This is a genomic window from Brevibacterium samyangense (assembly GCF_039529845.1).
Taxonomy (GTDB): Bacteria; Actinomycetota; Actinomycetes; order Actinomycetales; family Brevibacteriaceae; genus Brevibacterium; species Brevibacterium samyangense.
This window is the reverse complement of the sequence record NZ_BAAANO010000018.1, coordinates 66,957-86,176: the sequence shown is the minus strand read 5'-3', so window position 1 is coordinate 86,176 and position 19,220 is coordinate 66,957. Positions and strand designations below refer to the sequence as shown.

Genomic DNA, 19,220 nt, shown 5'->3' with positions numbered 1-19,220 from the left:
GATCTCCTCACCCGCGCGGCGCCTCGGCGGGTTGGACCGGTGCGTGCGGCGGCGTCAGGCGCCGGCGCCCTCGGTCGAGCCCGTGTCGCCCTCGCGCGGGTCGTCCAGGTGGTACTTCTTCGACGCCTCGGCGGCGAGGGAGGCGTCGACGACGCCGAGGTCCGCGAGGCTGATGAGGGTCTGCACGACGACGGAGGCCGCGTCGATGAGGAAGTACCGGCGGGCCGCCGGGCGGGTGTCGGAGATCGCGTAGCCGTCGGCGCCGAGCGAGGTGAAGTGACCCGGCACGTACTGACGGATCATGTCCGGCACCGTGCGGGTGTAGTCGCTCGTCGCGATGACCGGGCCCTCGGTCTCCGCGAGCTTCGCGGTGACGAAGGGCACGCGCGCCTCGGCCGCGGGATCGAGCAGGCGCTCGTCGTCGCAGGTGAGGCCGTCGCGTCGGAGCTCCTGCCACGAGGTGACCGACCACACATCGGCGCTCACGCCCCAGTCCTCGGCGAGCATCTCCTGCGCCTGGAGGATCCACGGCACCGCGACGCCGGAGGCGAGCAACTGTGCCTTGGGGCCACCGTTCTCCGGCCCGTCCTTGAGCTTGTAGATGCCCTTGAGCACACCCTCGACGTCGAGGCCCTCGGGCTCGGCCGGCTGGAGGATCGGCTCGTTGTACATCGTGATGTAGTAGCTCACATCGGGATCGCGGCCGTCCTCCGGGTCGTACATCCGGTGGATGCCGTCCCGGACGATGTGGGCGATCTCGTAGGCGTAGGCGGGGTCGTACGACACGATCGAGGGGTAGGTCGAGGACAGCACGTGGGAGTGGCCGTCGCCGTGCTGGAGGCCCTCCGCCACGAGCGTGGTGCGGCCGGCGGTCGCACCGAGGATGAACCCGCGGCCGAGCTGGTCGCCGGCTGCCCAGAAACCGTCACCGGAACGCTGGAACCCGAACATCGAGTAGAAGATGTAGAACGGGATCATCGGCTCGCCGTGGGTCGCGTAGGACGTGCTCACCGCGGTGTACGCCGCGGTCGAACCCGCCTCGTTGATGCCCATGTGGAGGAGCTGACCGTCCGTCGCCTCCTTGTAGGCGAGGAACAGGTCACGGTCGACGGAGATGTAGTTCTGCCCGTGCGGGTTGTAGATCTTCGCGGTCGGGAAGAACGAGTCCATGCCGAAGGTGCGTGCCTCGTCCGGGATGATCGGGACGATCCGCTTGCCGAACTCCTTGTCGCGCATCATGTCCTTGAGGATGCGGACGAAGGCCATCGTCGTGGCGATCTTCTGCTTGCCGGAACCGCGCTTGCCGACCTCGAAGTCCTTCTCCGCGGGGAGCTGGATCGCGGTGTGCGTCGATCGACGCTCGGGGGAGAAGCCGCCGAGCTCGCGGCGCCGCTCGAGGAGGTACTTGATCTCGGGCGCATCGAAGCCCGGGTGGAAGTACGGCGGGAGCTTCGGGTTCTCCTCGAGCTCCTTGTCGGAGATCGGGATCTGGAAGTGGTCGCGGGCGAGCTTGAGGTCCTCGACGCCCATCTTCTTCATCTGGTGCGTCGCATTGCGGGCCTCGAAGGTCGGGCCGAGGGAGTAACCCTTGACCGTCTTCACGAGGATCGCCGTGGGCTGCCCGGTGTGTGCGAGAGCGGCCTTGTACGCCGCGTACACCTTGCGGTAGTCGTGCCCGCCGCGCTTGAGCTGCCAGATCTGCTCGTCGGTGTAGTTCTCCACCATCGCCTTCGTCCGCGGGTCCCGACCGAAGAAGTTGTCGCGCACGAAGCCACCGGACTCACCCTTGTAGGTCTGGTAGTCGCCGTCCGGGGTGGCGTTCATGAGGTTGACGAGCGCACCGTCGCGGTCCTTCGCGAGGAGGGCGTCCCACTCGCGGCCCCAGATCACCTTGATGACGTTCCAGCCGGCACCGCGGAAGAACGCCTCGAGCTCCTGGATGATCTTGCCGTTGCCGCGCACCGGTCCGTCGAGGCGCTGGAGGTTGCAGTTGACGACGAAGGTGAGGTTGTCGAGTTCCTCGTTCGCCGCGTACTGGAGCATGCCCCGGCTCTCCGGCTCGTCCATCTCGCCGTCGCCGAGGAAGGCCCAGGTGTGCTGCTGCGAGGTGTCCTTGATCCCACGGTTGTGGAGGTACTTGTCGAACTGCGCCTGCGCGATCGCGTTCATCGGGCCGAGGCCCATCGACACCGTCGGGTGCTCCCAGAAGTCCTGGAGGTGGCGCGGGTGCGGGTACGAGGGGAGGCCGTAGGGCTTCCCGTCGACGTAGTGGGAGGCCTGCTGGCGGAATCCGTCGAGCTGCTCCGCGGAGAGTCGGCCCTCGAGGAACGCGCGGGCGTACATACCGGGGGAGGCGTGTCCCTGGTAGAAGATGTGGTCACCGCCGCCGGGGTGGTCCTTGCCGCGGAAGAAGTGGTTGAGGCCGACCTCGTAGAGGGTGGCCGCGGAGGCGTAGGTCGAGATGTGACCGCCGACCTCGATGCCCGGGCGCTGGGCGCGGTGCACCATGACCGCGGCGTTCCACCGCAGCCAGCTGCGGTACCGGCGTTCGATGCTCTCGTCACCGGGGAACCAGGGTTCGTCCTCGGGCCCGATGGTGTTGACGTAGTCCGTCGTGGTGAGGGAGGGGACTCCGACGTTCTGCTGGCGTGCCCGCTCGAGGAGGCGCAGCATGACGTACCGCGCACGGGTCCGTCCGCCCTCGTCGACGAGCGCATCCAGAGAAGCCAGCCATTCCTGGGTCTCCTCCGGGTCGATATCGGGGACCTGGCTCGGGAGGCCGTTGAGAATAGGTCCGCGTGAGTTGTCCACTGTTCAAGTCCTCTCGGTGAGGCGACACGCTGCATCCGGTCGCCTTGGGGACAAAGCCCGGGGTCGGGCCCGTTTCGGATAGTCCTCAGCCTAGAACAGAACCGACCTCCTGGTGGAGGCCGTCCGTGTGGCGCATCTCTCCCGACTCCCGGTCCGGCCGGGATTGTGAAATCCACGTGACGGCCGGGAGAACCCCGGCGCGTATTTGGCCGACATGCCCTGTGACGTGGACAATATCGCTATGAGTACAACTCCTTCCGAAAGGACTCTGCACAGCTCCGACGCACTGGGCTTCACCTCCGGTACGTACATCCAGGAGATCGGCTACGACGACGACGTGGACTTCGACCTCCGCGATGCGATCGCCGCGGTGACCGGCGAGGAAATGGCCGACGACGACGTCGACGACGTGTTCGATGCGGTCGTCATGTGGTGGCGGTCGGACGATCCCGACCTCGCGGACGCGATCGTCGACGCACAGTCCACCCTCAAGGAAGGTGGCATCGTCTGGCTCCTCACGCCAAAGGCCGGACGCCCGGGACACATCGAGACGGCGGACATCTCGCAGGCCGCGCCCACCGCGGGAATGCACGTGACGCGTACCGTGAGCGCGGCGCCGGACTGGGCGGGCTTCCGTCTCGTGGGGAAGAAGAACTACAGCTGATGACTCCGGCGGTCGGGGCCGGGGCGCGGGGAGCGTCCCGGCCGGTTCCGGGTGATCGTGCCCCGGACTTCGATCTCGAGTCCCACCTCGGCGAGGAGGTCCGACTGCCGGTCCTCCTCGTGGACGGGCCGGTCCTCCTCGTCTTCTATCCCTTCGCCTTCTCGCCCGTGTGCGGGAACGAGATCGCGGCCCTCGTCCGGGACCACGGGCGGTTCGCCGAGGCGGGCGTCCGGGTGGTGGGGATCTCCACCGACACGAAGTACTCCCTCGCCGCCTGGGCCCGGGAGCTCGAGGTCCCGTTCCCTCTCCTGTCCGACTTCTGGCCCCACGGGGCGGTCGCCTCGGCATACGGTGTGTTCGACGCCGCGCGCGGCATGGCCGGCCGAGGTGCCTTCCTCGTGAACCGGGAAGGCATCGTCGTGGATGCCGTCGTCGCGGGTCCCGCGCAGGCGCGGGACTTCCGCCGGTTCCTGCCGCCCGACGGCACCGCGACGGAGACCTTCTCCGCCCGGCCCTCGTCCGAACGGCCCTGACCACTTCACCGAGACCCACGCTTCACCGACGAAAGAGAGCGCACCGTGGCGACCATCTTCACCCGCATCATCGACGGCGAGATACCCGGCACCTTCGTGTACGAGGACGACCGGGTCGTCGCCTTCCTCGACATCGAACCGATGACCGACGGGCACGTGCTCGTGGTCCCCCGGGAGGAGATCGAGCACTGGATCGACATGCCCGAGGACCTCACGGCGCACGTGATACACGTGGCCCAGCGGATCGGGAAGGCCCAGAAGGCCGCCTTCGACTGCCCGAAGGTCGGTGTGCTCATCCAGGGTTACGAGGTGCCGCACGTCCACGTCCACGTGTGGCCGACCTACGGGCTCGCCGATTTCGACCCGCGGAACAAGGGCCCGATGGCGGATCCTGCGGTCCTGCAGGCGAATGCCGAGAAGATCGTGGGAGCTCTCTCCTGAGAATCTGAGCCCCGAAGGGTGACGTGTGCTCCGAATCACTCCAAGGCTGCCTCAAAGAGCCCTGAACGGGCGGCGCTCTCCCTGTTTCGAGGAGCACACATGGCAACGCGCACGATGTCGAAGAAGATCAAGGCGCTGCTCGCCGGAGGACTCGTCCTCGGCGTCGGCGGGACCGTCGTTCTCGCGGCGTGGACGGACTCGGAGTTCTCCGAGGGCATCTTCAGCGCCGGTTCCCTCAACCTCGAGGGTTCCGGCGACGGAACGACCTATGCGGATCAGGACACGGTGGACGGGGCGCTGCAGCTCACGTTCTCCGATCTGTTCGACAACCTCGCGCCCGAGGACACGACGTACGCCGCGTACTGGCTCCGCCTCGACGCACCGACGACGACCGATGCCACCCTCACGCCGACCTCGGTGACGGCGACCGACATCACCGAGACGAACGCGGATGCGATCTCGTGGACGCTCACCCAGGTCGACAGCGGCGACTGCGAGGCCGGAACCGCGGTCGGCACCGTCGTCGCGAGTGGCTCCACGCTCGACGAACTCACCGGTGCGACGACGCTCGACCTCACGGCGAATGCGGCGGGTACACCGGGTACCGCCGTTCCGCTGTGCTTCGCCGTCACGGCGGGTGCCGAAGGCACCTTCGAACAGGCGGGGCAGACCTCCGCCGTGTGGCAGTTCGACGCGACGAGTGTCTGAGCCGGCCCGCGGAAGGCGATTCCGATGGGACAGCACAGTGCCGAAGTGCCGCGCGCGCGAAGAAGGCCGCGGCCGTGGTTCCTCCGGCTGCGCGCGCTGCTCGCCGGGGGACTCGTGCACGGTTCCGGCGCGGGTCTCACCCTCGCGTCGTGGCCCGACTCGGAGTATTCGCAGGGAAACTTCCAGGCGTCCGTGTTCGCCGTCGAGGGGAACACCGGCAGCGGGTGGGCACAACACGACTCGGCGGGTTCGGCGGCGACGATGTCGTTCACGAACCGCTCCCAGATGTCGCCGAACTCGAACGCCTACGGGTACATCGACCTGCGGACGACGAGCGGAAGCACCATCGGGGGCACCGTGACCCTGTCGTCGATCGCGAACACGAACGCGACGATGGCAGCACAGATGGAGTACCGACTCGTCGTCACCACGACGACCACGACGTGCAGTAGCGCGAGTTACCCGTCCACGTGGACGGCGATGACGGCCTCGGCGTCGATCAGCGCCCCGCTCGACATGGCGGCCCGGACCACCCAGCGGGTGTGCGCGAACGTGCGGATCAAGCCCGATGCGCCGAGTTCGCTCCAGGGGGCGACGAACACGACGACGTGGACGTTCACCGGGACGTCGAGCAGTTGACGGGACACGGGGGAGTGCAGGTGGGGCGATGCGCGGATTCCTGAGGCGCCTCGGCGACGGGGCGCTCACGCTCGCGGCCGCGCGCGGAGTGGTCTGCATCGTGCTTGTCGCTCTGTCGTTCTTCTTCGACGTATCGGTCCTCATGTTCAAGACCGGACCGATGGAGCCGACCATCCGTACCGGCGCCGTCGCGATCGCCCACGAGATCCCTGCCGAGGACATCGAGGTCGGAGACGTCGTGTCGGTGACCCGTCCCGGTCAGTTGCCGGTGACGCACCGGGTGCTCTCCGTGTCGGAACCGGATACCGACGCCCCGTCGGGCGCGCGCACGATCGAGATGAAGGGCGACGCGAACGAGGCGCCCGATCCCGCGCCGTACGTCGTCACCGAGGTCGACAGGGTGGTGTTCGACATCCCGTACCTCGCACGAGTGGTCGCCGCGCTCGGCAATCCCTCCGTACTCGCCGCGATCACTCTCGCCGCAGCGGCGCTCGTCACCTGGGCGTTCTGGACGAAGGACGAACGGGAGGACTCGGAGGACGACCACGAGGACGCAGGTGATCCCGGCGCCGATGATGCGGAGGTCGTGCGAACCGAGGGGCAAGCCGGGGTCGACGCTGAACGGGGCGGCGCGTCGGAAGGCGCCCGTGCGGCTCGAGCCGTCCTCGTCGTGGCACTCGGTACGGGAACCGCCCTGGCCGCGGCCGTCGGTGGGTCCGGCGCGGAACCGGTGCATGCGGCGCAGCTCGGTCCCGATTCCGCGCCCGAGCACCACACGACGCATTTCCGTGGAGACCATCTCCACCTCATGACGATTGCCGACCCCGGAGCGATCGACAGGATGGCCGTCGAGGACGCGGAGTTCTGGCAGGTCGGTGTATGGGCCGACTCGGACGAGGTCGTCGGCACCGTCGACACCTCGCTCGTGGCGTCGGGCCACTCGGATATGGGACTCGACGTCACGGTGCGCGGGTGTACGGAACCATGGGAGCACGAGACGTGTGCGGGAACGGAGGTCTCGGTCCGTCAACCCGGGCATGTGGTAAACGGCAGTGCGGTACCACTGCTCGACGGGATCCCGACGGACGAGGAGCGATGGTTCCTCTTCGAAGTGCACATCCCGCGGCATGTCGGGCCCGACGCCGGTGACGCTCTCGCGCTCCGTGTCGTCGCCGAAGGCCTGGGGGAGTACGTGACAGGCGGTCCGACGACACCGACTCCCACGGTTCCGGTGCCGACCTCCTCGATGCCTCCCGTGCACTCGCACCCGGGAGACGGAGAACCGGGCGCCCCGGATCCCGCTGCCACGGTGTCGCCCGGAGCCGGCGGGGATCACCCGGACGGCGGCCGCGGGCCGGCCGAGGGTACCGCCTCCGCCGCGGGTGAGCTCCCGTACACGGGGGCCGAGGCACTCCGGGTGCTGGGACCCGCGCTCGGTGCGATCGGTGTCGGATTACTGCTGGCGTTCCTCGCCGGGGTGAGGAGGAGACGATGACACGTCCCACTCCTCGTCGAGCCCGGCCGCGTACGACGTGGACCCGACGTGCGCGGCTCGCGGTGGCTGTCTGCGCGGCGGCAGTTCTCCTCGGCACCGGGGCACTCGCGGGGGCGACGCGGACCACGGATGCGTACTGGGTGAACCCCGAGTACGCGAGCGGGACCGTCACCGCCGGGCGGGTGCTGCCCGCGACGAATCCGACGTGCATCAAGCCGCTCCTCGGGAATCTCACCTTCGAATGGTCCCATCCCTCCGGCGGGCTCACGCGGACCGGATACCGGTGGGAGGTGCGGCAGCCCAGCCTGCTGGGTCTCCTCGAGACGACGGCGAGCGGCACACTCGGGGCGAACGCGACGAGCATCTCTCCCTCGGTGAATCTCACTGCGCTCGGGCAGGGGGAGTTCCGGCTGTACGCGGTTCACCGCGCGCCCGGTGCGAGCGTGGACTGGGAGTCCGTGGCGCTCGTCGACACCTTCGTCGCGGTCTCCGCGCTCGTCGTCACCTGTTGAGCCCGGAACCGACGCGGCAACGGATTCGAGGAGGGAAAGCGAAACGGTTTCCGATCCGCGGGACGGCAAACGAATCGATTGACCTGGGCAAATCTCTTTGCGAGACGCGACGGCATGAGAAAGGCCCGGAACATCGATGATGTTCCGGGCCATTCGGCTGGTCGGGATAGCGGGATTCGAACCCACGGCCTCCTCGTCCCGAACGAGGCGCGCTACCAAGCTGCGCCATATCCCGTGACCAAGCGGTTATTCGCTTGATGTTCGCCGTTCCTCGCGTGCTCGGCTCGTCGCGGCAACAGGAAATATATAACCACAGTTGAGCCTCGCTCGCCAATCGAGAGTGCCGATTTCGGGTGAAAGTGAGGGGTGTCACTCCATGTTCCGAATGCGACTCCCGGAATCGTGCGGAACGAGCGCCGGAAGTCGCATTGCGGGCCGCGGCGCTGGTCTGACCTGGGACGACGTGTGCGCGGGGCGGATCCGGCGACCGTGGTGGGAGAATGTCGGTGTACCGTCGCGGACGGGGCCGGGCGGTCCCGTCCGGGCCGTGCGACGATCGGACCGGAGGGGGTGGACACATGGCACGGGCACTGGACAAACAGGTCATCGCCGATGCTGCGCTCCAGGTCCTCGCCGAGTTCGGTCTCGGTGACCTCTCGATGCGCAGGCTCGCCCGTGAACTCGGTGTCGGTGCCTCCGCCCTCTACTGGCACGTGGAGAACAAACAGGAACTGCTCGGACTCGTCGGCCAAAGGTTCGCCCGACTCGTCGACGAACGGTGCCCGGCCTCCGCACGCCCGGACCCGCGCCTCGTGTGCGTAGCCCTGCGGGACGTGCTCCGCGGGTTCCGCGACGGCGCGGAGATCCACGTCACCGCCTACGCGCTGCTCGGTGACGCGGTGGTGCCCGAGGCCCTTCGCGCCCCGGGGGACCTCCCGGCCCCTCGTGTGCGGGCGCTCATGGCGTTCGTGCTGGGCCACGTCCAGCTCGAACAGACGAGAGAACTGCTCGGCGTCCGTGCACCCGGTGACGCGGACGACGAGGATTTCCTCTCCGGCCTCGACATCGTGCTCGGCCCAGTGCCGGTCGCCGAGTGAGCGACCGCGCACCGAGCCGGCCCGCGCGGGAGCGCGATCAGTGTTCGTGCACGCCGCTGAACTTGAAACCGAGGCGCCCGTGGGTGACGCCCCCACCGGCCCGGATGGCGGTGGCGACCCAGGCGGCCTCCGCGAGTTCGGTCTCCGTCGCACCAGCTTTCACCGCGTTGTTGCTGTGCCCGTCGATGCAGTAGACGCACTGCGTCGTGACGCCGACGGCGAACGCGATGAGTTCGCGGTACTTGAGGGGGATCTCCCGCCCCTCCTTCGCGAACACGGCGGCGTCGAAATCGGTGAATGCCTTGAGGATGTCGGGCGTCGTCTCCTGGTAGGCGGCGCCGTAGGTCTTGTCGAGCTTGCGATCCATGAACTCGGTCATGCGTACTCCTCGGGGGACGAAGGGATGCAGCTCCGGCGGTACTCCGCCGGCGGTCGCGCGCGCCGCGAGTGCGGCGTGATCCCACTCTGTCACCGAACGACGGGATGTGTGCCCGCCCGTGTCACACTCCCAGGATCCGTTCGAGGACGCGGACGACCCCGTGCTCGGTGTTCGCCGGAGCACGATGCGCTGCGGCGGCGAGGATATCGGGATGGGCATTGGCCATGGCGTACGTGTGGGGCGTGCAGGAGAACATCTCACGGTCGTTGAGGTAGTCACCGAAGACCACCGTCTCCTCGGGTGCGACGCCGAGGCGGTCCTGGAGCGCCCGTAGGGCGGCACCTTTGTGCACTCCCGCCGCCATGACATCGATCCAGTGCTGTCCGGACACGACCGTCTGTGCGTCCGCCGCGAAGGATCCGGCGGGGGAGACGTGGAGTCGGCGCGCGACCTCGGCCGCCGATTCCGCATCGTTCACCGCGACCTTGACGACCGGGTCGGGACCGGCGGCCATCACCTCGGTGAGCGAGTCGACGACCTCGAGCGAGGCGTAGTACGGGCGCACCCGGGTGAGGAACGCGTCGTCTCTTCGTGCGACGTAGGCGACGCGCGGACAGCAGAGCACCACGCCGAGGTCGCGGTCGGCCACCTCGGGGCCGGTGAAGAACGCGAGTGCCTCTGTCACGAGGTCGGCCCCGAGCGGTGAGACCGACACCGTACGCCCGTGCGCGACGACGTGCGTACCGTTGTCGGCGATGAAGGCGAGCGGGCCGGGGACGCGCGTGAAATCGCGCTCGAGCGTCGCGAATTGCCGTCCGCTCGCGGGAACGAAGGTGATGCCCCTCTCCGCCATGACGTCGAGGAGCGGCCAGAGACCGTCGGGCACGTTTCCGTTGCCATCGAGAAGGGTGCCGTCCATGTCCGTGACCACGAGTCGGATGTCAGCCATGGCCCCATCATGCCGTGTACACGACGAAGGCCCGGAACCGTGACGGTTCCGGGCCTTCGTCGTGCATGCTCGACGCGCACTCCGCACGCCGACCGTGGTGGACCCAGAGGGACTCGAACCCCCGACCCTCTCGGTGTAAACGAGATGCTCTAGCCAACTGAGCTATAGGTCCGAAAAGCAGCGGGTCCAAGTATGCCACAGCCGGAATGCTGGGACGGAACCGGAGGCCGGGGTGTCGGTCCGGCGCCCGGTCGTCCGGAGGTCGAGGTGGTGTCCGGCTCAGGTGAGATACGGGCTGGCCGGTTTCCCGATGTAGGCGACACGGTCCGCCATGACCCGGAAGGCACCCGCGACTGCGGAGAGCACGGCGAGTGCCTCGAGCGTCATCGCGAGTTCGATCCACCCGAGTCCGAGCGGAATGAGGAAGAGTGTGACGATCGCCGCGAGAGTGAGGTACACGGACGCGGTGAAGAAACGGGAACCGATCATCGGAACCACCATCCTTTCGTGATGCTGGAACGATACGCCGGTCACACCGGATCGGACCTGTGAAGTCTCTGTGCGTCCTGGCGCCTCGTCCGGAAGAACCAGTGCCGAGGCGCCCCGTCGGAAGGCGCGGTGTTCAGGTATTCTGCGCGGCGCCTCGGGAGGGCATGCGCGGTTCCTCACCGAGGAAGCCCTCGTCACTGCCCGAGGCGGGGGTCGCCGGCTCCTCGACGGTCCCGCGCCACAGTGCGATCCACCGCATGAGGTGGTAGAGGACGATCGCCGCGATCGACCCGAGTGCGATCCCGGAGAAGGTGAGGCCGAACGGCTGCCACGTGTAGTCGGCGATCGCGACGATGAGGGCGATCGCCGCCGTGTTGAGATTGATGGGGTTCGAGAAGTCGACCTTGTTCTGCACCCAGATCTTCACGCCGAGCATGCCGATCATGCCGTAGAGGACCGTCGCGGCACCGCCGAGGACGCCCTCGGGGATCGTCGCGAGGGCGACGCCGACCTTCGGCATGAGGCTGAGTGCGAGCGCGATGAGCGCGGCGATGATGTAGGCGAGGGTCGAGTACACGCGGGTCGCGGCCATGACGCCGATGTTCTCCGCGTAGGTCGTCGTGCCGGAACCGCCGCCGGAGCCCGCGAGCGCGGTCGACAGGCCGTCGGCGAGAAGCGCCCGACCGGTGAGCGGGTTGAGGTCCCGCCCGGTCATCGCGGACACCGACTTCACATGACCGATGTTCTCGGCGACGAGGACGAGGACGACGGGGAGGAACAGCGGGAGGACCGCGAGGTCGAACGCCGGGGCGTGGAACGAGGGCAGGCCCACGGTGGGTGCCTCGGCGATGCCGGAGAAGTCGACCTCACCGCGCAGCAGAGCGGTGACGTACCCGACCGCCACCCCCACGAGGATCGAGAGGCGACCGATGATGCCCTTGAAGAGCACCGCGACGAGGACGATCGTCATGATCGTGACGAACGCGGTGACGGGTGCGACCTGCACCCAGCCCCACGCAGCCGGAGCGAGATTGAAACCGATGAGGGCGACGATCGCGCCGGTGACGACCGGCGGCATCGTCACCTCGATCCACCGGGTGCCCACGAGGTGGACGACGAGGCCGATGAGTGCGAGGAGGACGCCGACGGCGACGATGCCGCCCTGGGCGAATGCCATCCGCTCGGCGTCGATCGGGACTCCGGCGGTCGCGTCGTACAGCGTCACCGCGCCGATCGGGGCGAGGAGGCCGAAGGACGAGCCGAGGTAGGACGGGAGCCGGCCTCCCGTGATCGCGATGAAGAGCAGGGTGCCGACCGCGGTGAAGAAGAGGGTCGTGGTGGGCGGGAACCCGGTGATGATGGGGACGAGGAAGGTCGCGCCGAACATCGCGACGAGGTGCTGCGCGCCGATGCCGATCATCCGGCCCCAGCTCAGCCGCTCGTCGGGCTGGACGACCTCACCGGGAGCGACCGTGCGGCCGTCCCCGTGGAGTTTCCAGAACGGTGCCCGTGGTTCCGCAGCGGTCATCGACATCTCCCTGTTCGAGGCCGGTCCCCGTTCGCGACAGGCGCACTGCGGGCAATTCTACGGAAGTTCCCAGGTCCGGCCACAACCTCGGCCCGTCGCTCTCCTACGCGTCCCGGAGCCGCCGCTTGAGGATCTTCCCCGACGAGTTCTTGGGCAGTTCCGGCACGAAGGTCACCGACTTCGGGACCTTGAACGGCGCGAGGCGGGACTTCACATGGGCGATGACGGCATCGGCCGTGAGTTCCTGCGGGGCGTCGGGCTTGCTGACGACGAAGGCCGAGATCGCCTCGATCCACTTCTCGTCCGGGACCCCCACGACGGCGACCTCCGCGACCTCGGGCATCTCGAAGATCGCGTCCTCGACCTGGCGGCTCGCGACGAGCACGCCGCCGGTGTTGATGACGTCCTTGACCCGGTCGATGACCTCGATGAACCCGTTCTCGTCCTGCTTCACGAGGTCGCCCGAGTGGAACCAGCCGCCCCGGAAGGCCTCCTCGGTCGCCTCGGGCTTGTTCCAGTAGCCCTCGCACAACTGAGGTGAGCGATAGAGGATCTCCCCGAGCTCACCGGGGGCCACGTCGTTGTCGGCCGCGTCGACGACGCGGGTCTCGACGAAGAGGCAGGGCCGGCCCGCCGACCCGACGTGGTCGGCGTGTTCCTCCGGCCGCAGCACGGTGCACAGTGGGCCCATCTCCGACTGTCCGAAGCAGTTGTAGAACCCGAGCTCGGGCAGTTTCTCCTGCAGGGTCCGGAGCACGGGGCCGGGCATGATCGACGCACCGTAGTACGCCTTCCGCAGGCTCGAGAGATCGCGGGTGCCGAAGTCGGGATGATTCACGATGCCCACCCAGACCGTGGGGGCGGCGAAGAACGTGTCGATCCGGTGGGCCTCGATGAGCTCGAGCAGCTCGGGGATCACGGGCGCGGGCACGATGATGTTGTAGGCGCCCTTGATGAGGGCCGGCATGAGGAGGACGTGCATCTGCGCGGAGTGGTAGAGCGGAAGTGCGTGGACCTGGCGATCGGTCTCCGCGAAGTCGAGCGCATCGAGGCAGCTGAGGTACTCGTGGACGAGCGCTCGGTGGGTCATGATCGCACCCTTCGGCGCCGATGTGGTGCCGGAGGTGTAGAGCAACTGGGCGATGTCCGAGTCCGCGACCGTGAACTCCTCGTTGCCCTGCGGCGGGACCTCCGCCTCGGCGACGGGGAGGAGGTCGTCGAACAGCAGTCGCTGCACCGTGGCACCGGCCGCGGTCTCCTCGACGAAGTGCGCCATGTCCGCGTCCGCGACGACGAGTTTCGCGCCCGTGTCCTCGAGGATGTACTGGAGCTCGTCGTTCCTGAGCTGGTAGTTCACGGGCACGTGGACGAGGCCGGCCCGCGCGGCGCCGAGGAAGAGAAGGACGTAGAGGTCGGAGTTCCTGCCGTAGGCGGCGACCCGATCGCCCGGAGCGAGGCCGAGCGACAGGAGGTGTCGGGCGATCGCGGTGATCGCGGAATCGAACCGGGCATAGGTCCACTCGCGGCCGGCGTGGACGACGGCGGTCCGGTGGGGCACACGTCCGGCGGTGCGGCGGACGAGGTCGGGAACGGTGCTGCTTCGCGTCGTTGAGAGAACAGTCATGGTGGAAATGTAACCGTGATCGGGTTCACAGTGAATCCGCGTTCACCACCGCGCGCGGGACGAGGGTGTCCGGCGTACTACCGTGAACCCATGACTCACCCCACCGTTTCCGATGTCGTCCGTGCCTGCGATGCCCTGTGGCCGCCGGAGTATGCGGAGTCCTGGGACACCGTCGGCCTCGCCGTCGGCGACCCCACCGCCGAGGTGCGGCGCATCCTCGTGGCCCTCGACCCGGTCGACGCCGACCTCGACGAGGCGATCGCCGGCGGCTACGACTTCCTCCTCACCCACCACCCGCTGCTCCTGCGCGGAGTGACGAGTGTCCACGCCGGTACGCTCAAGGGTGGCGCCGTCCATGCCCTCGTCCGCGCCGGTGTCGCGGCCTTCAATGCGCACACGAATGCGGACTCGGCCGTCGGGGGAGTGAGCGATGCTCTCGCCGACGTGCTCGATCTGCAGGACCGGCGGCCCCTGGTCGGGACGCCGGGTGCGCCGGAGGGGACCGGCCTCGGCCGGGTGACGACGGTGCCGGCCGGCGCCTCGGCGACCGTCCTCTCCGTCGCCCGGACCCTCGCCGCCGAGCTTCCGCCCACGATCACCGGTGTGCGCATCGCAGGCGACCCCGAGGCGCCCGTCAGCACCGTGGCCGTCCTCGGCGGCGCCGGGGACTCGCTCTTCGACGCGGTGCGTGCGTCCGGCGCCGAGGTGTACGTGACCTCGGACCTCCGGCACCACCCGGCGACCGAGGCGCGCGACACCGCCGCGCGCGGGAACGGCACTCCGCACCTCATCGACATCTCCCACTGGGCGGCCGAGTCCCTGTGGCTGGAACCCGCGGCGGATGCGCTCTCGGCAGCTCTCGACGCGAACGGGTTCGACGTCGGGATCGAGGTGTCGCGTACCGTGAGCGATGCCTGGACGGTGCGCATCGACCAGGGAACGGAACGCACGGACTTCACAGGGGGAGCGGGACGGGAATGAGCGGCACGGTACTCGACACGGACGGACACACCGCACTGCTCGCCTGGATCGATCTGAGCGCACGGTTGCGCCGGAACGCGGCGGACGCGGGGCAGAAGGATCTGCTCGAACGCCTTCGCGCACTCGCCGGGGAGCACAAGGCCCGCACTGCCGCCATCGAACGGTCCGAGGCGGAGCGGGAAGCCGCCGGAGTGCGAGCCGCTGCGGTGCAGGGGGACCTCGATGCCCGCGGCGCGCGGATCACGGAGATGGAGGCCGCGCTCCACTCCGGTGAAGGACTCACCTCGAAGGACCTCGTCGCCCTGCAGGCGGACATCGCCGTTGCGCGCGAGAAACTCGAGGCCCTCGAGGAGGAGGAACTCGGCGTCATGGAGGAGATCGAGACCCTCGAGGCGTCGATCACCGAAGCGAGGTCCGCACTCGCCGAGGTGGCCTCCCGCGGCAGGGAACTCCAGGCGGAGCGGACGCGCACCGCCGAACGGCTCACGCAGGAGGCCGAGGCGTTCCGGACCGAACGCGGTGCGGTGGAGTCCCGCATCCCGGAGCCCCTCGTCGCACGGCTGCGGCGGAGGGAGGCCGAAGGAAGCATTCCGGCCGCCGAGCTGCGGGGCGGAGCCTGCGGTGCCTGTGGGGAGATGTTGAGCGCGGTGCAGGCGGATGCCGTCCGCGGTGCGGCTCCGGGGACCGTGTTCGAGTGCGAGACCTGCGAAGCGGTGCTCGTCACCACGGTGTGAGGGGCACCGTGGGCCGACGGCGCGAGTGCGGGCGGTACCTGAACCTCAGCCGGCGAGCACGATGTCGAGAGATCCGGGCTTCCGGCCGGCGGGCCGGGTGATCTCGGTGTGCCACCGTTCCGATGCCCGCGCGAGGAGCTCCTCGAAGGAGGCCGGCAGTGCGCGATCGTCGCGGAGCAGGTGCCCGACGAGTTCACCGCGGGTGTGTTTCGCGTTGTGGGAGACGACGGACCGCTTTCCGTTCTTCTCGGTGAAGACATTCACGACGAGCGTGCGCCCAGGGTCGCCGGGCCACGATCGACGGTAGTCCGCCGAGCGGCAGTCGACGAGGAGTTCGCCGTCGAAAGCGGAGTCGAGCACGGGCGAGAGCCGCTTCCTCCACCACGTCGCCAAGGGACCGAGGTCCGCGAGTTTCGTCTTCATCGCGAGGCGGTACGCGGGGATCGGGTCGAACGCGCCGACGATGCCGAAGAGTGCCGAGCTCACGAACACCGAGTCGAGCTTCGCTCGGGTCTCCACGGAGTCCGGGAGGCCCGCGACGTCGAGGGCGGAGTAGAGAACTCCTGTGTACGTCTCGAGAGCGGGAGCGCACGGGATCTCGGTCAGGTGGGTGTTCCGCTCGACGTCCGCACCCAGGCTCGCTCCGACGCCGAGGGCGGAGAGCGCGTCCTCGCCGGCCGACACCTCGGCGAGGCGGCCGAGGACCGTGCGCCTGGCCTCCGCGAGTTCCGGGAAGTGCAGATCCGCGAGATCGAGCAGGGGTCCGGACGTGGCGGGGGTCTTGCCCTCGGAGGGCGGCAGCAGAACGATCACGGACCACCATCCTATCGGCGCGATGCCGCCCGGACGTGTGCAGGATCGGCGATGTGATGCGGCTGACGTGGGGGAACGTCGGAGGCGTCCGGCGGGCGCACGTAGAATGGAGCGTGAGGACAGGTCGTCGGACGGTTACGGCAGTCGTATGGCTGACGAGGAACGTCCGGGCTCCGCAGAGCACGATGGTGGGTAACGCCCACCCGGGGTGACCCGCGGGACAGTGCCACAGAGAACAGACCGCCACCGGGCCGTGCGCCCGGGGGTAAGGGTGAAACGGTGGTGTAAGAGACCACCAGGGTTCCGGGTGACCGGAATCGCTCGGTAAACCCCATCGGGAGCAAGATCGGACAGACAGTGCTCGAGGGCTGCTCGCCCGAGCTGTCGGGTGGATCGCTCGAGAGTGCCGGCAACGGTACTCCTAGATAGATGACCGTCGGACGGGACCCGGGTGACCGGCCCGTTCACAGAACCCGGCGTACAGGCGGCCTGTCCTCACCTCTCGGCGCCGCCCCCGCACCCCGTCAGTTCTTCTTCACCTTCGCCTTGCCACCGTTCGCCGCGAGGTAGGCAGCGCCGACCATCCCGGCGTCGTTGAACAGCTCGGCCGGAATGATCGGGGCCGTGAGATCGAGCAGCGGCAGGAACTGTTCGTGACTCTTCGACACCCCGCCCCCGACGATGAAGACGTCCGGGTTGAGAAGCCGTTCGAGCATCGAGTAGTACTGCTGCAGGCGTGTCGCCCATTCCTCGTAGCTCAGCCCCTCGCGGACCTTCACCGATTCCGCAGCCTGGGTCTCCGCATCGGCCCCGTTCATCTCGATGTGCCCGAGCTCGGTGAACGGGAGGAGATGGGCATTCACGAACACCGCCGTGCCGATGCCGGTGCCGAGCGTCGTCATGACGGCGACCTTCTTGCGGTAGCCCCGGCCGGCCCCGAAGGACATCTCCGCGAGACCGGCGGCGTCCGCGTCGTTGATGACGTGGCAGGAACGACCGGTCGCCGACTCCACCGCCTCGATGAGGTGTTCGCCGATCCAGCTGGGGTCGAGGTTCGGGGCGAAGGAGACGATGCCCTCCTTGACGACGCCGGGGAACGCGACGCCGAGCGCGAGGCCCTCGAGTTCGCCCGCCTCGGCGACGACACCCTTGGCGACGGCCTTCTCCTCGAGCATGCCGAGCGCCTCGACGAGTGCGGCGACGACCGCCTCGGGTGTGGCCGGCTTCGGGGTGAGGACCCGGACGCGCTTGAAGGCCGGGCGGGCGGTGGCGAGGTCGACGAGACCGACCTTGATGCCGGTGCCACCGATGTCGATTCCGATTCCGTAGTCCATGCGCAGGTCCTCTCGCGTGACGGGAGCGGTCGGCCCACGGGCGGGGCCGCGCGGCTCAGGCCCGGACGGGGCCGTGGTAGATGGATGCCGTGGGGTCCGGCAGGGTCAGGATATCCGCGCCGTCCTCCGTGACGACGAGCGTGTGCTCGAACTGGGCCGAGCGCTTGCGGTCCTTCGTCACGATCGTCCAGTCGTCGTCCCACTCCTCGAAGTCCGGGGTGCCGAGGTTGAGCATCGGTTCGATCGTGAAGACCATGCCGACCTCCATGACCTCGTTGTGGGCCGGGGCGGCGTCGTAGTGGGGGACGATGAGACCGGAATGGAACTCACGGCCCACGCCGTGGCCGGTGAACTCGCGGACGACGCCGTAACCGAACCGGTTCGCGTACTTCTCGATCACCCGTCCGATGACGTTGATCTCGCGGCCCGGGCGGACGGCCTTGATCCCGCGCATCGTGGCCTCGTAGGTGCGTTCGACGAGCAGGCGGGACTCCTCGTCCGGTTCGCCCACGTAGAAGGTGTAGTTCGTGTCGCCGTGCATCCCGTTCTTGTACGCCGTGATGTCGAGGTTGACGATGTCGCCCTCCTGCAGCACCGTGCTGTCCGGGATCCCGTGGCAGATCACCTCGTTCACGGAGGTGCAGATCGACTTCGCGAATCCGCGGTACCCGAGGGTCGAGGGGTACGCGCCGTGATCGAGCAGGAACTCGTGCCCGATCCGGTCGAGCTCATCGGTGGTGACGCCGGGCGCGATCGCCTTCCCGACCTCCTCCATCGCGTTCGCCGCGATCCGACCGGACTCGCGGATGCGTTCGATCTCCTCCGGGGTGTACATATCGCCGCCGCGGCCCTCGTCGGGGACCGCGCGGCCCACGTACTCGGGGCGTTCGATGGAGTCGGGAACGGGGAGAACGGGAGAAACCTTGCCCTTGACGAGGGTGCCGATCGGCGCGTGAACAGTCATGATGTCCCCGATTCTAGTCCGCGGCGGGCGCGTGGGTGCGGAGAATCGGGAACAGTCCTCCGGGGGTGGTGACCCGCCACACCCTAGAATCCTTGCGGACGAGACCGAACGCAGTCGACGCATCGAGGACGTGAACCGTGGTGGAGCCCGTGCCCGCACTCACCGGCCTGGAGGACGTGGTCCGGCAGGCGAGCACGCCGCAGCAGATCGCCGACCACGTGCTCGCGGCGATCGCCGCCGGGGCCTTGCCCGAGGGGGCCGCACTGCCACCCGAGCGGGACCTCGCGATGGGCCTCCAGGTCTCCCGCTCGAGCGTCCGGGCGGCCCTCGACCGCCTGCAACGCGGTGGCTTCATCGTCCGTCGTCGCGGCCGCGGCGGCGGGACGTTCATCGCGCGGACCGACTCGGCCGCGTTCCGGGAGGTGCGCGGTCGCCTCGACGAGTTCAATCAGTCCCGCAGACATCTCCTCGACGCCCGTGCGGTCGTGCAGAACCGGGCCGCGCACCTCGCGGCTTCCCGGCGGA

The 19,220-nt window shown here is 68.6% G+C and carries 20 protein-coding genes, 2 tRNA genes and 1 other RNA gene; 12 read left to right on the top strand and 11 right to left on the bottom strand.

The window, feature by feature from the left end; all coding sequences use genetic code 11:
- Nucleotides 1-54 precede the first annotated feature (54 nt).
- Nucleotides 55-2,811, bottom strand: coding sequence for a pyruvate dehydrogenase (acetyl-transferring), homodimeric type (gene aceE, locus ABD172_RS10290; protein WP_344309334.1), 2,757 nt, complete (start codon nt 2,809-2,811; stop codon nt 55-57).
- A 241-nt stretch (nt 2,812-3,052) separates the two neighbouring features.
- Here aceE and ABD172_RS10285 point away from each other — a divergent pair, with 241 nt between their 5' ends.
- The 7 genes from ABD172_RS10285 to ABD172_RS10255 all read left to right on the top strand — a co-directional run bounded on the left by ABD172_RS10285 (nt 3,053) and on the right by ABD172_RS10255 (nt 7,803).
- Nucleotides 3,053-3,475, top strand: a complete 423-nt coding sequence (locus ABD172_RS10285; protein WP_344309332.1) for a DUF3052 domain-containing protein — start codon at nt 3,053-3,055, stop codon at nt 3,473-3,475.
- Nucleotides 3,475-4,008: a redoxin domain-containing protein gene (locus ABD172_RS10280; protein ID WP_344309330.1), complete on the top strand. Its 534-nt coding sequence runs from the start codon at nt 3,475-3,477 to the stop codon at nt 4,006-4,008. The genes ABD172_RS10285 and ABD172_RS10280 overlap by 1 nt, the downstream gene beginning before the upstream one ends.
- 45 nt (nt 4,009-4,053) lie before the next feature.
- Nucleotides 4,054-4,449, top strand: coding sequence for an HIT family protein (locus ABD172_RS10275; protein ID WP_344309329.1), 396 nt, complete (start codon nt 4,054-4,056; stop codon nt 4,447-4,449).
- Between the two features lie 99 nt (nt 4,450-4,548).
- Nucleotides 4,549-5,157: a SipW-dependent-type signal peptide-containing protein gene (locus ABD172_RS10270; protein ID WP_344309327.1), complete on the top strand. Its 609-nt coding sequence runs from the start codon at nt 4,549-4,551 to the stop codon at nt 5,155-5,157.
- Nucleotides 5,158-5,181: 24 nt separating this feature from the next.
- Entirely contained in the window at nt 5,182-5,796 is a 615-nt protein-coding gene (locus tag ABD172_RS10265) for a hypothetical protein (protein ID WP_344309325.1), read from the top strand.
- A gap of 28 nt (nt 5,797-5,824) precedes the next feature.
- Entirely contained in the window at nt 5,825-7,291 is a 1,467-nt protein-coding gene (locus ABD172_RS10260; protein ID WP_344309323.1) for a signal peptidase I, read from the top strand.
- On the top strand, nt 7,288-7,803 hold the full coding sequence (locus ABD172_RS10255) for a hypothetical protein (RefSeq protein ID WP_344309321.1): 516 nt from the start codon (nt 7,288-7,290) through the stop codon (nt 7,801-7,803). The genes ABD172_RS10260 and ABD172_RS10255 overlap by 4 nt, the downstream gene beginning before the upstream one ends.
- 158 nt (nt 7,804-7,961) lie before the next feature.
- On the opposite strand, the gene ABD172_RS10250 is transcribed toward ABD172_RS10255, so the two are convergent.
- Nucleotides 7,962-8,038, bottom strand: a tRNA-Pro gene (locus ABD172_RS10250).
- 343 nt (nt 8,039-8,381) lie between these two features.
- Between ABD172_RS10250 and ABD172_RS10245 the strand changes: the two genes are divergently transcribed.
- Nucleotides 8,382-8,900 carry a TetR family transcriptional regulator gene (locus tag ABD172_RS10245; RefSeq protein ID WP_344309319.1) on the top strand — a complete coding sequence of 173 codons (519 nt, stop codon included), beginning with the start codon at nt 8,382-8,384 and terminating at the stop codon, nt 8,898-8,900.
- A gap of 37 nt (nt 8,901-8,937) precedes the next feature.
- On the opposite strand, the gene ABD172_RS10240 is transcribed toward ABD172_RS10245, so the two are convergent.
- The 6 genes from ABD172_RS10240 to ABD172_RS10215 all read right to left on the bottom strand — a co-directional run bounded on the left by ABD172_RS10240 (nt 8,938) and on the right by ABD172_RS10215 (nt 13,869).
- Entirely contained in the window at nt 8,938-9,279 is a 342-nt protein-coding gene (locus tag ABD172_RS10240; RefSeq protein ID WP_344309318.1) for a carboxymuconolactone decarboxylase family protein, read from the bottom strand.
- 121 nt (nt 9,280-9,400) lie between these two features.
- Complete coding sequence (locus tag ABD172_RS10235) at nt 9,401-10,228, bottom strand: Cof-type HAD-IIB family hydrolase (RefSeq protein WP_344309316.1); 828 nt, start codon at nt 10,226-10,228, stop codon at nt 9,401-9,403.
- Between the two features lie 95 nt (nt 10,229-10,323).
- Nucleotides 10,324-10,400: transfer RNA gene (locus tag ABD172_RS10230), tRNA-Val, on the bottom strand.
- Nucleotides 10,401-10,507: 107 nt separating this feature from the next.
- Entirely contained in the window at nt 10,508-10,717 is a 210-nt protein-coding gene (locus ABD172_RS10225; protein ID WP_344309315.1) for a hypothetical protein, read from the bottom strand.
- A 133-nt stretch (nt 10,718-10,850) separates the two neighbouring features.
- Nucleotides 10,851-12,245 (bottom strand): uracil-xanthine permease family protein, encoded by a 1,395-nt coding sequence (locus ABD172_RS10220; protein ID WP_425546678.1) that lies wholly within the window; start codon nt 12,243-12,245, stop codon nt 10,851-10,853.
- Nucleotides 12,246-12,348: 103 nt separating this feature from the next.
- Nucleotides 12,349-13,869: a fatty acyl-CoA synthetase gene (locus ABD172_RS10215; RefSeq protein ID WP_344309312.1), complete on the bottom strand. Its 1,521-nt coding sequence runs from the start codon at nt 13,867-13,869 to the stop codon at nt 12,349-12,351.
- A 90-nt stretch (nt 13,870-13,959) separates the two neighbouring features.
- On the opposite strand from ABD172_RS10215, the gene ABD172_RS10210 reads away from it, so the two are divergent.
- Both ABD172_RS10210 and ABD172_RS10205 read left to right on the top strand, forming a co-directional pair.
- Nucleotides 13,960-14,850 carry a Nif3-like dinuclear metal center hexameric protein gene (locus ABD172_RS10210; RefSeq protein ID WP_344309310.1) on the top strand — a complete coding sequence of 297 codons (891 nt, stop codon included), beginning with the start codon at nt 13,960-13,962 and terminating at the stop codon, nt 14,848-14,850.
- A complete protein-coding gene (locus ABD172_RS10205; protein WP_344309308.1) occupies nt 14,847-15,584 on the top strand; it encodes a zinc ribbon domain-containing protein in 738 nt (245 codons plus the stop codon). The genes ABD172_RS10210 and ABD172_RS10205 overlap by 4 nt, the downstream gene beginning before the upstream one ends.
- Before the next feature lie 45 nt (nt 15,585-15,629).
- Here ABD172_RS10205 and ABD172_RS10200 read toward each other — a convergent pair whose 3' ends face one another.
- Nucleotides 15,630-16,397 (bottom strand): YaaA family protein, encoded by a 768-nt coding sequence (locus ABD172_RS10200; RefSeq protein WP_344309305.1) that lies wholly within the window; start codon nt 16,395-16,397, stop codon nt 15,630-15,632.
- Nucleotides 16,398-16,516: 119 nt separating this feature from the next.
- Here ABD172_RS10200 and rnpB point away from each other — a divergent pair.
- Nucleotides 16,517-16,894, top strand: an RNA gene (rnpB, locus tag ABD172_RS10195) — RNase P RNA component class A.
- Between the two features lie 27 nt (nt 16,895-16,921).
- Here rnpB and ppgK read toward each other — a convergent pair.
- Nucleotides 16,922-17,731: a polyphosphate--glucose phosphotransferase gene (gene ppgK / locus ABD172_RS10190; protein ID WP_344309303.1), complete on the bottom strand. Its 810-nt coding sequence runs from the start codon at nt 17,729-17,731 to the stop codon at nt 16,922-16,924.
- A 55-nt stretch (nt 17,732-17,786) separates the two neighbouring features.
- Entirely contained in the window at nt 17,787-18,695 is a 909-nt protein-coding gene (map, locus tag ABD172_RS10185) for a type I methionyl aminopeptidase (RefSeq protein WP_344309301.1), read from the bottom strand.
- A 149-nt stretch (nt 18,696-18,844) separates the two neighbouring features.
- On the opposite strand from map, the gene ABD172_RS10180 reads away from it, so the two are divergent.
- On the top strand, nt 18,845-19,220 hold a 376-nt coding region (locus ABD172_RS10180), incomplete at its 3' end, for a GntR family transcriptional regulator (protein WP_344309300.1).

Coding starts and splice junctions, on each gene's coding strand:
- ABD172_RS10220 (WP_425546678.1), bottom strand. CDS start 12,245: ATGACCGCTGCGGAACCACGGGCACCGTTCTGGAAACTCCACGGGGAC.
- ABD172_RS10225 (WP_344309315.1), bottom strand. CDS start 10,717: ATGATCGGTTCCCGTTTCTTCACCGCGTCCGTGTACCTCACTCTCGCG.
- ABD172_RS10260 (WP_344309323.1), top strand. CDS start 5,825: ATGCGCGGATTCCTGAGGCGCCTCGGCGACGGGGCGCTCACGCTCGCG.
- ABD172_RS10240 (WP_344309318.1), bottom strand. CDS start 9,279: ATGACCGAGTTCATGGATCGCAAGCTCGACAAGACCTACGGCGCCGCC.
- ABD172_RS10245 (WP_344309319.1), top strand. CDS start 8,382: ATGGCACGGGCACTGGACAAACAGGTCATCGCCGATGCTGCGCTCCAG.
- ABD172_RS10280 (WP_344309330.1), top strand. CDS start 3,475: ATGACTCCGGCGGTCGGGGCCGGGGCGCGGGGAGCGTCCCGGCCGGTT.
- map (WP_344309301.1), bottom strand. CDS start 18,695: ATGACTGTTCACGCGCCGATCGGCACCCTCGTCAAGGGCAAGGTTTCT.
- ppgK (WP_344309303.1), bottom strand. CDS start 17,731: ATGGACTACGGAATCGGAATCGACATCGGTGGCACCGGCATCAAGGTC.
- ABD172_RS10235 (WP_344309316.1), bottom strand. CDS start 10,228: ATGGCTGACATCCGACTCGTGGTCACGGACATGGACGGCACCCTTCTC.
- ABD172_RS10205 (WP_344309308.1), top strand. CDS start 14,847: ATGAGCGGCACGGTACTCGACACGGACGGACACACCGCACTGCTCGCC.
- ABD172_RS10265 (WP_344309325.1), top strand. CDS start 5,182: ATGGGACAGCACAGTGCCGAAGTGCCGCGCGCGCGAAGAAGGCCGCGG.
- ABD172_RS10270 (WP_344309327.1), top strand. CDS start 4,549: ATGGCAACGCGCACGATGTCGAAGAAGATCAAGGCGCTGCTCGCCGGA.
- ABD172_RS10210 (WP_344309310.1), top strand. CDS start 13,960: ATGACTCACCCCACCGTTTCCGATGTCGTCCGTGCCTGCGATGCCCTG.
- ABD172_RS10255 (WP_344309321.1), top strand. CDS start 7,288: ATGACACGTCCCACTCCTCGTCGAGCCCGGCCGCGTACGACGTGGACC.
- ABD172_RS10285 (WP_344309332.1), top strand. CDS start 3,053: ATGAGTACAACTCCTTCCGAAAGGACTCTGCACAGCTCCGACGCACTG.
- ABD172_RS10215 (WP_344309312.1), bottom strand. CDS start 13,869: ATGACTGTTCTCTCAACGACGCGAAGCAGCACCGTTCCCGACCTCGTC.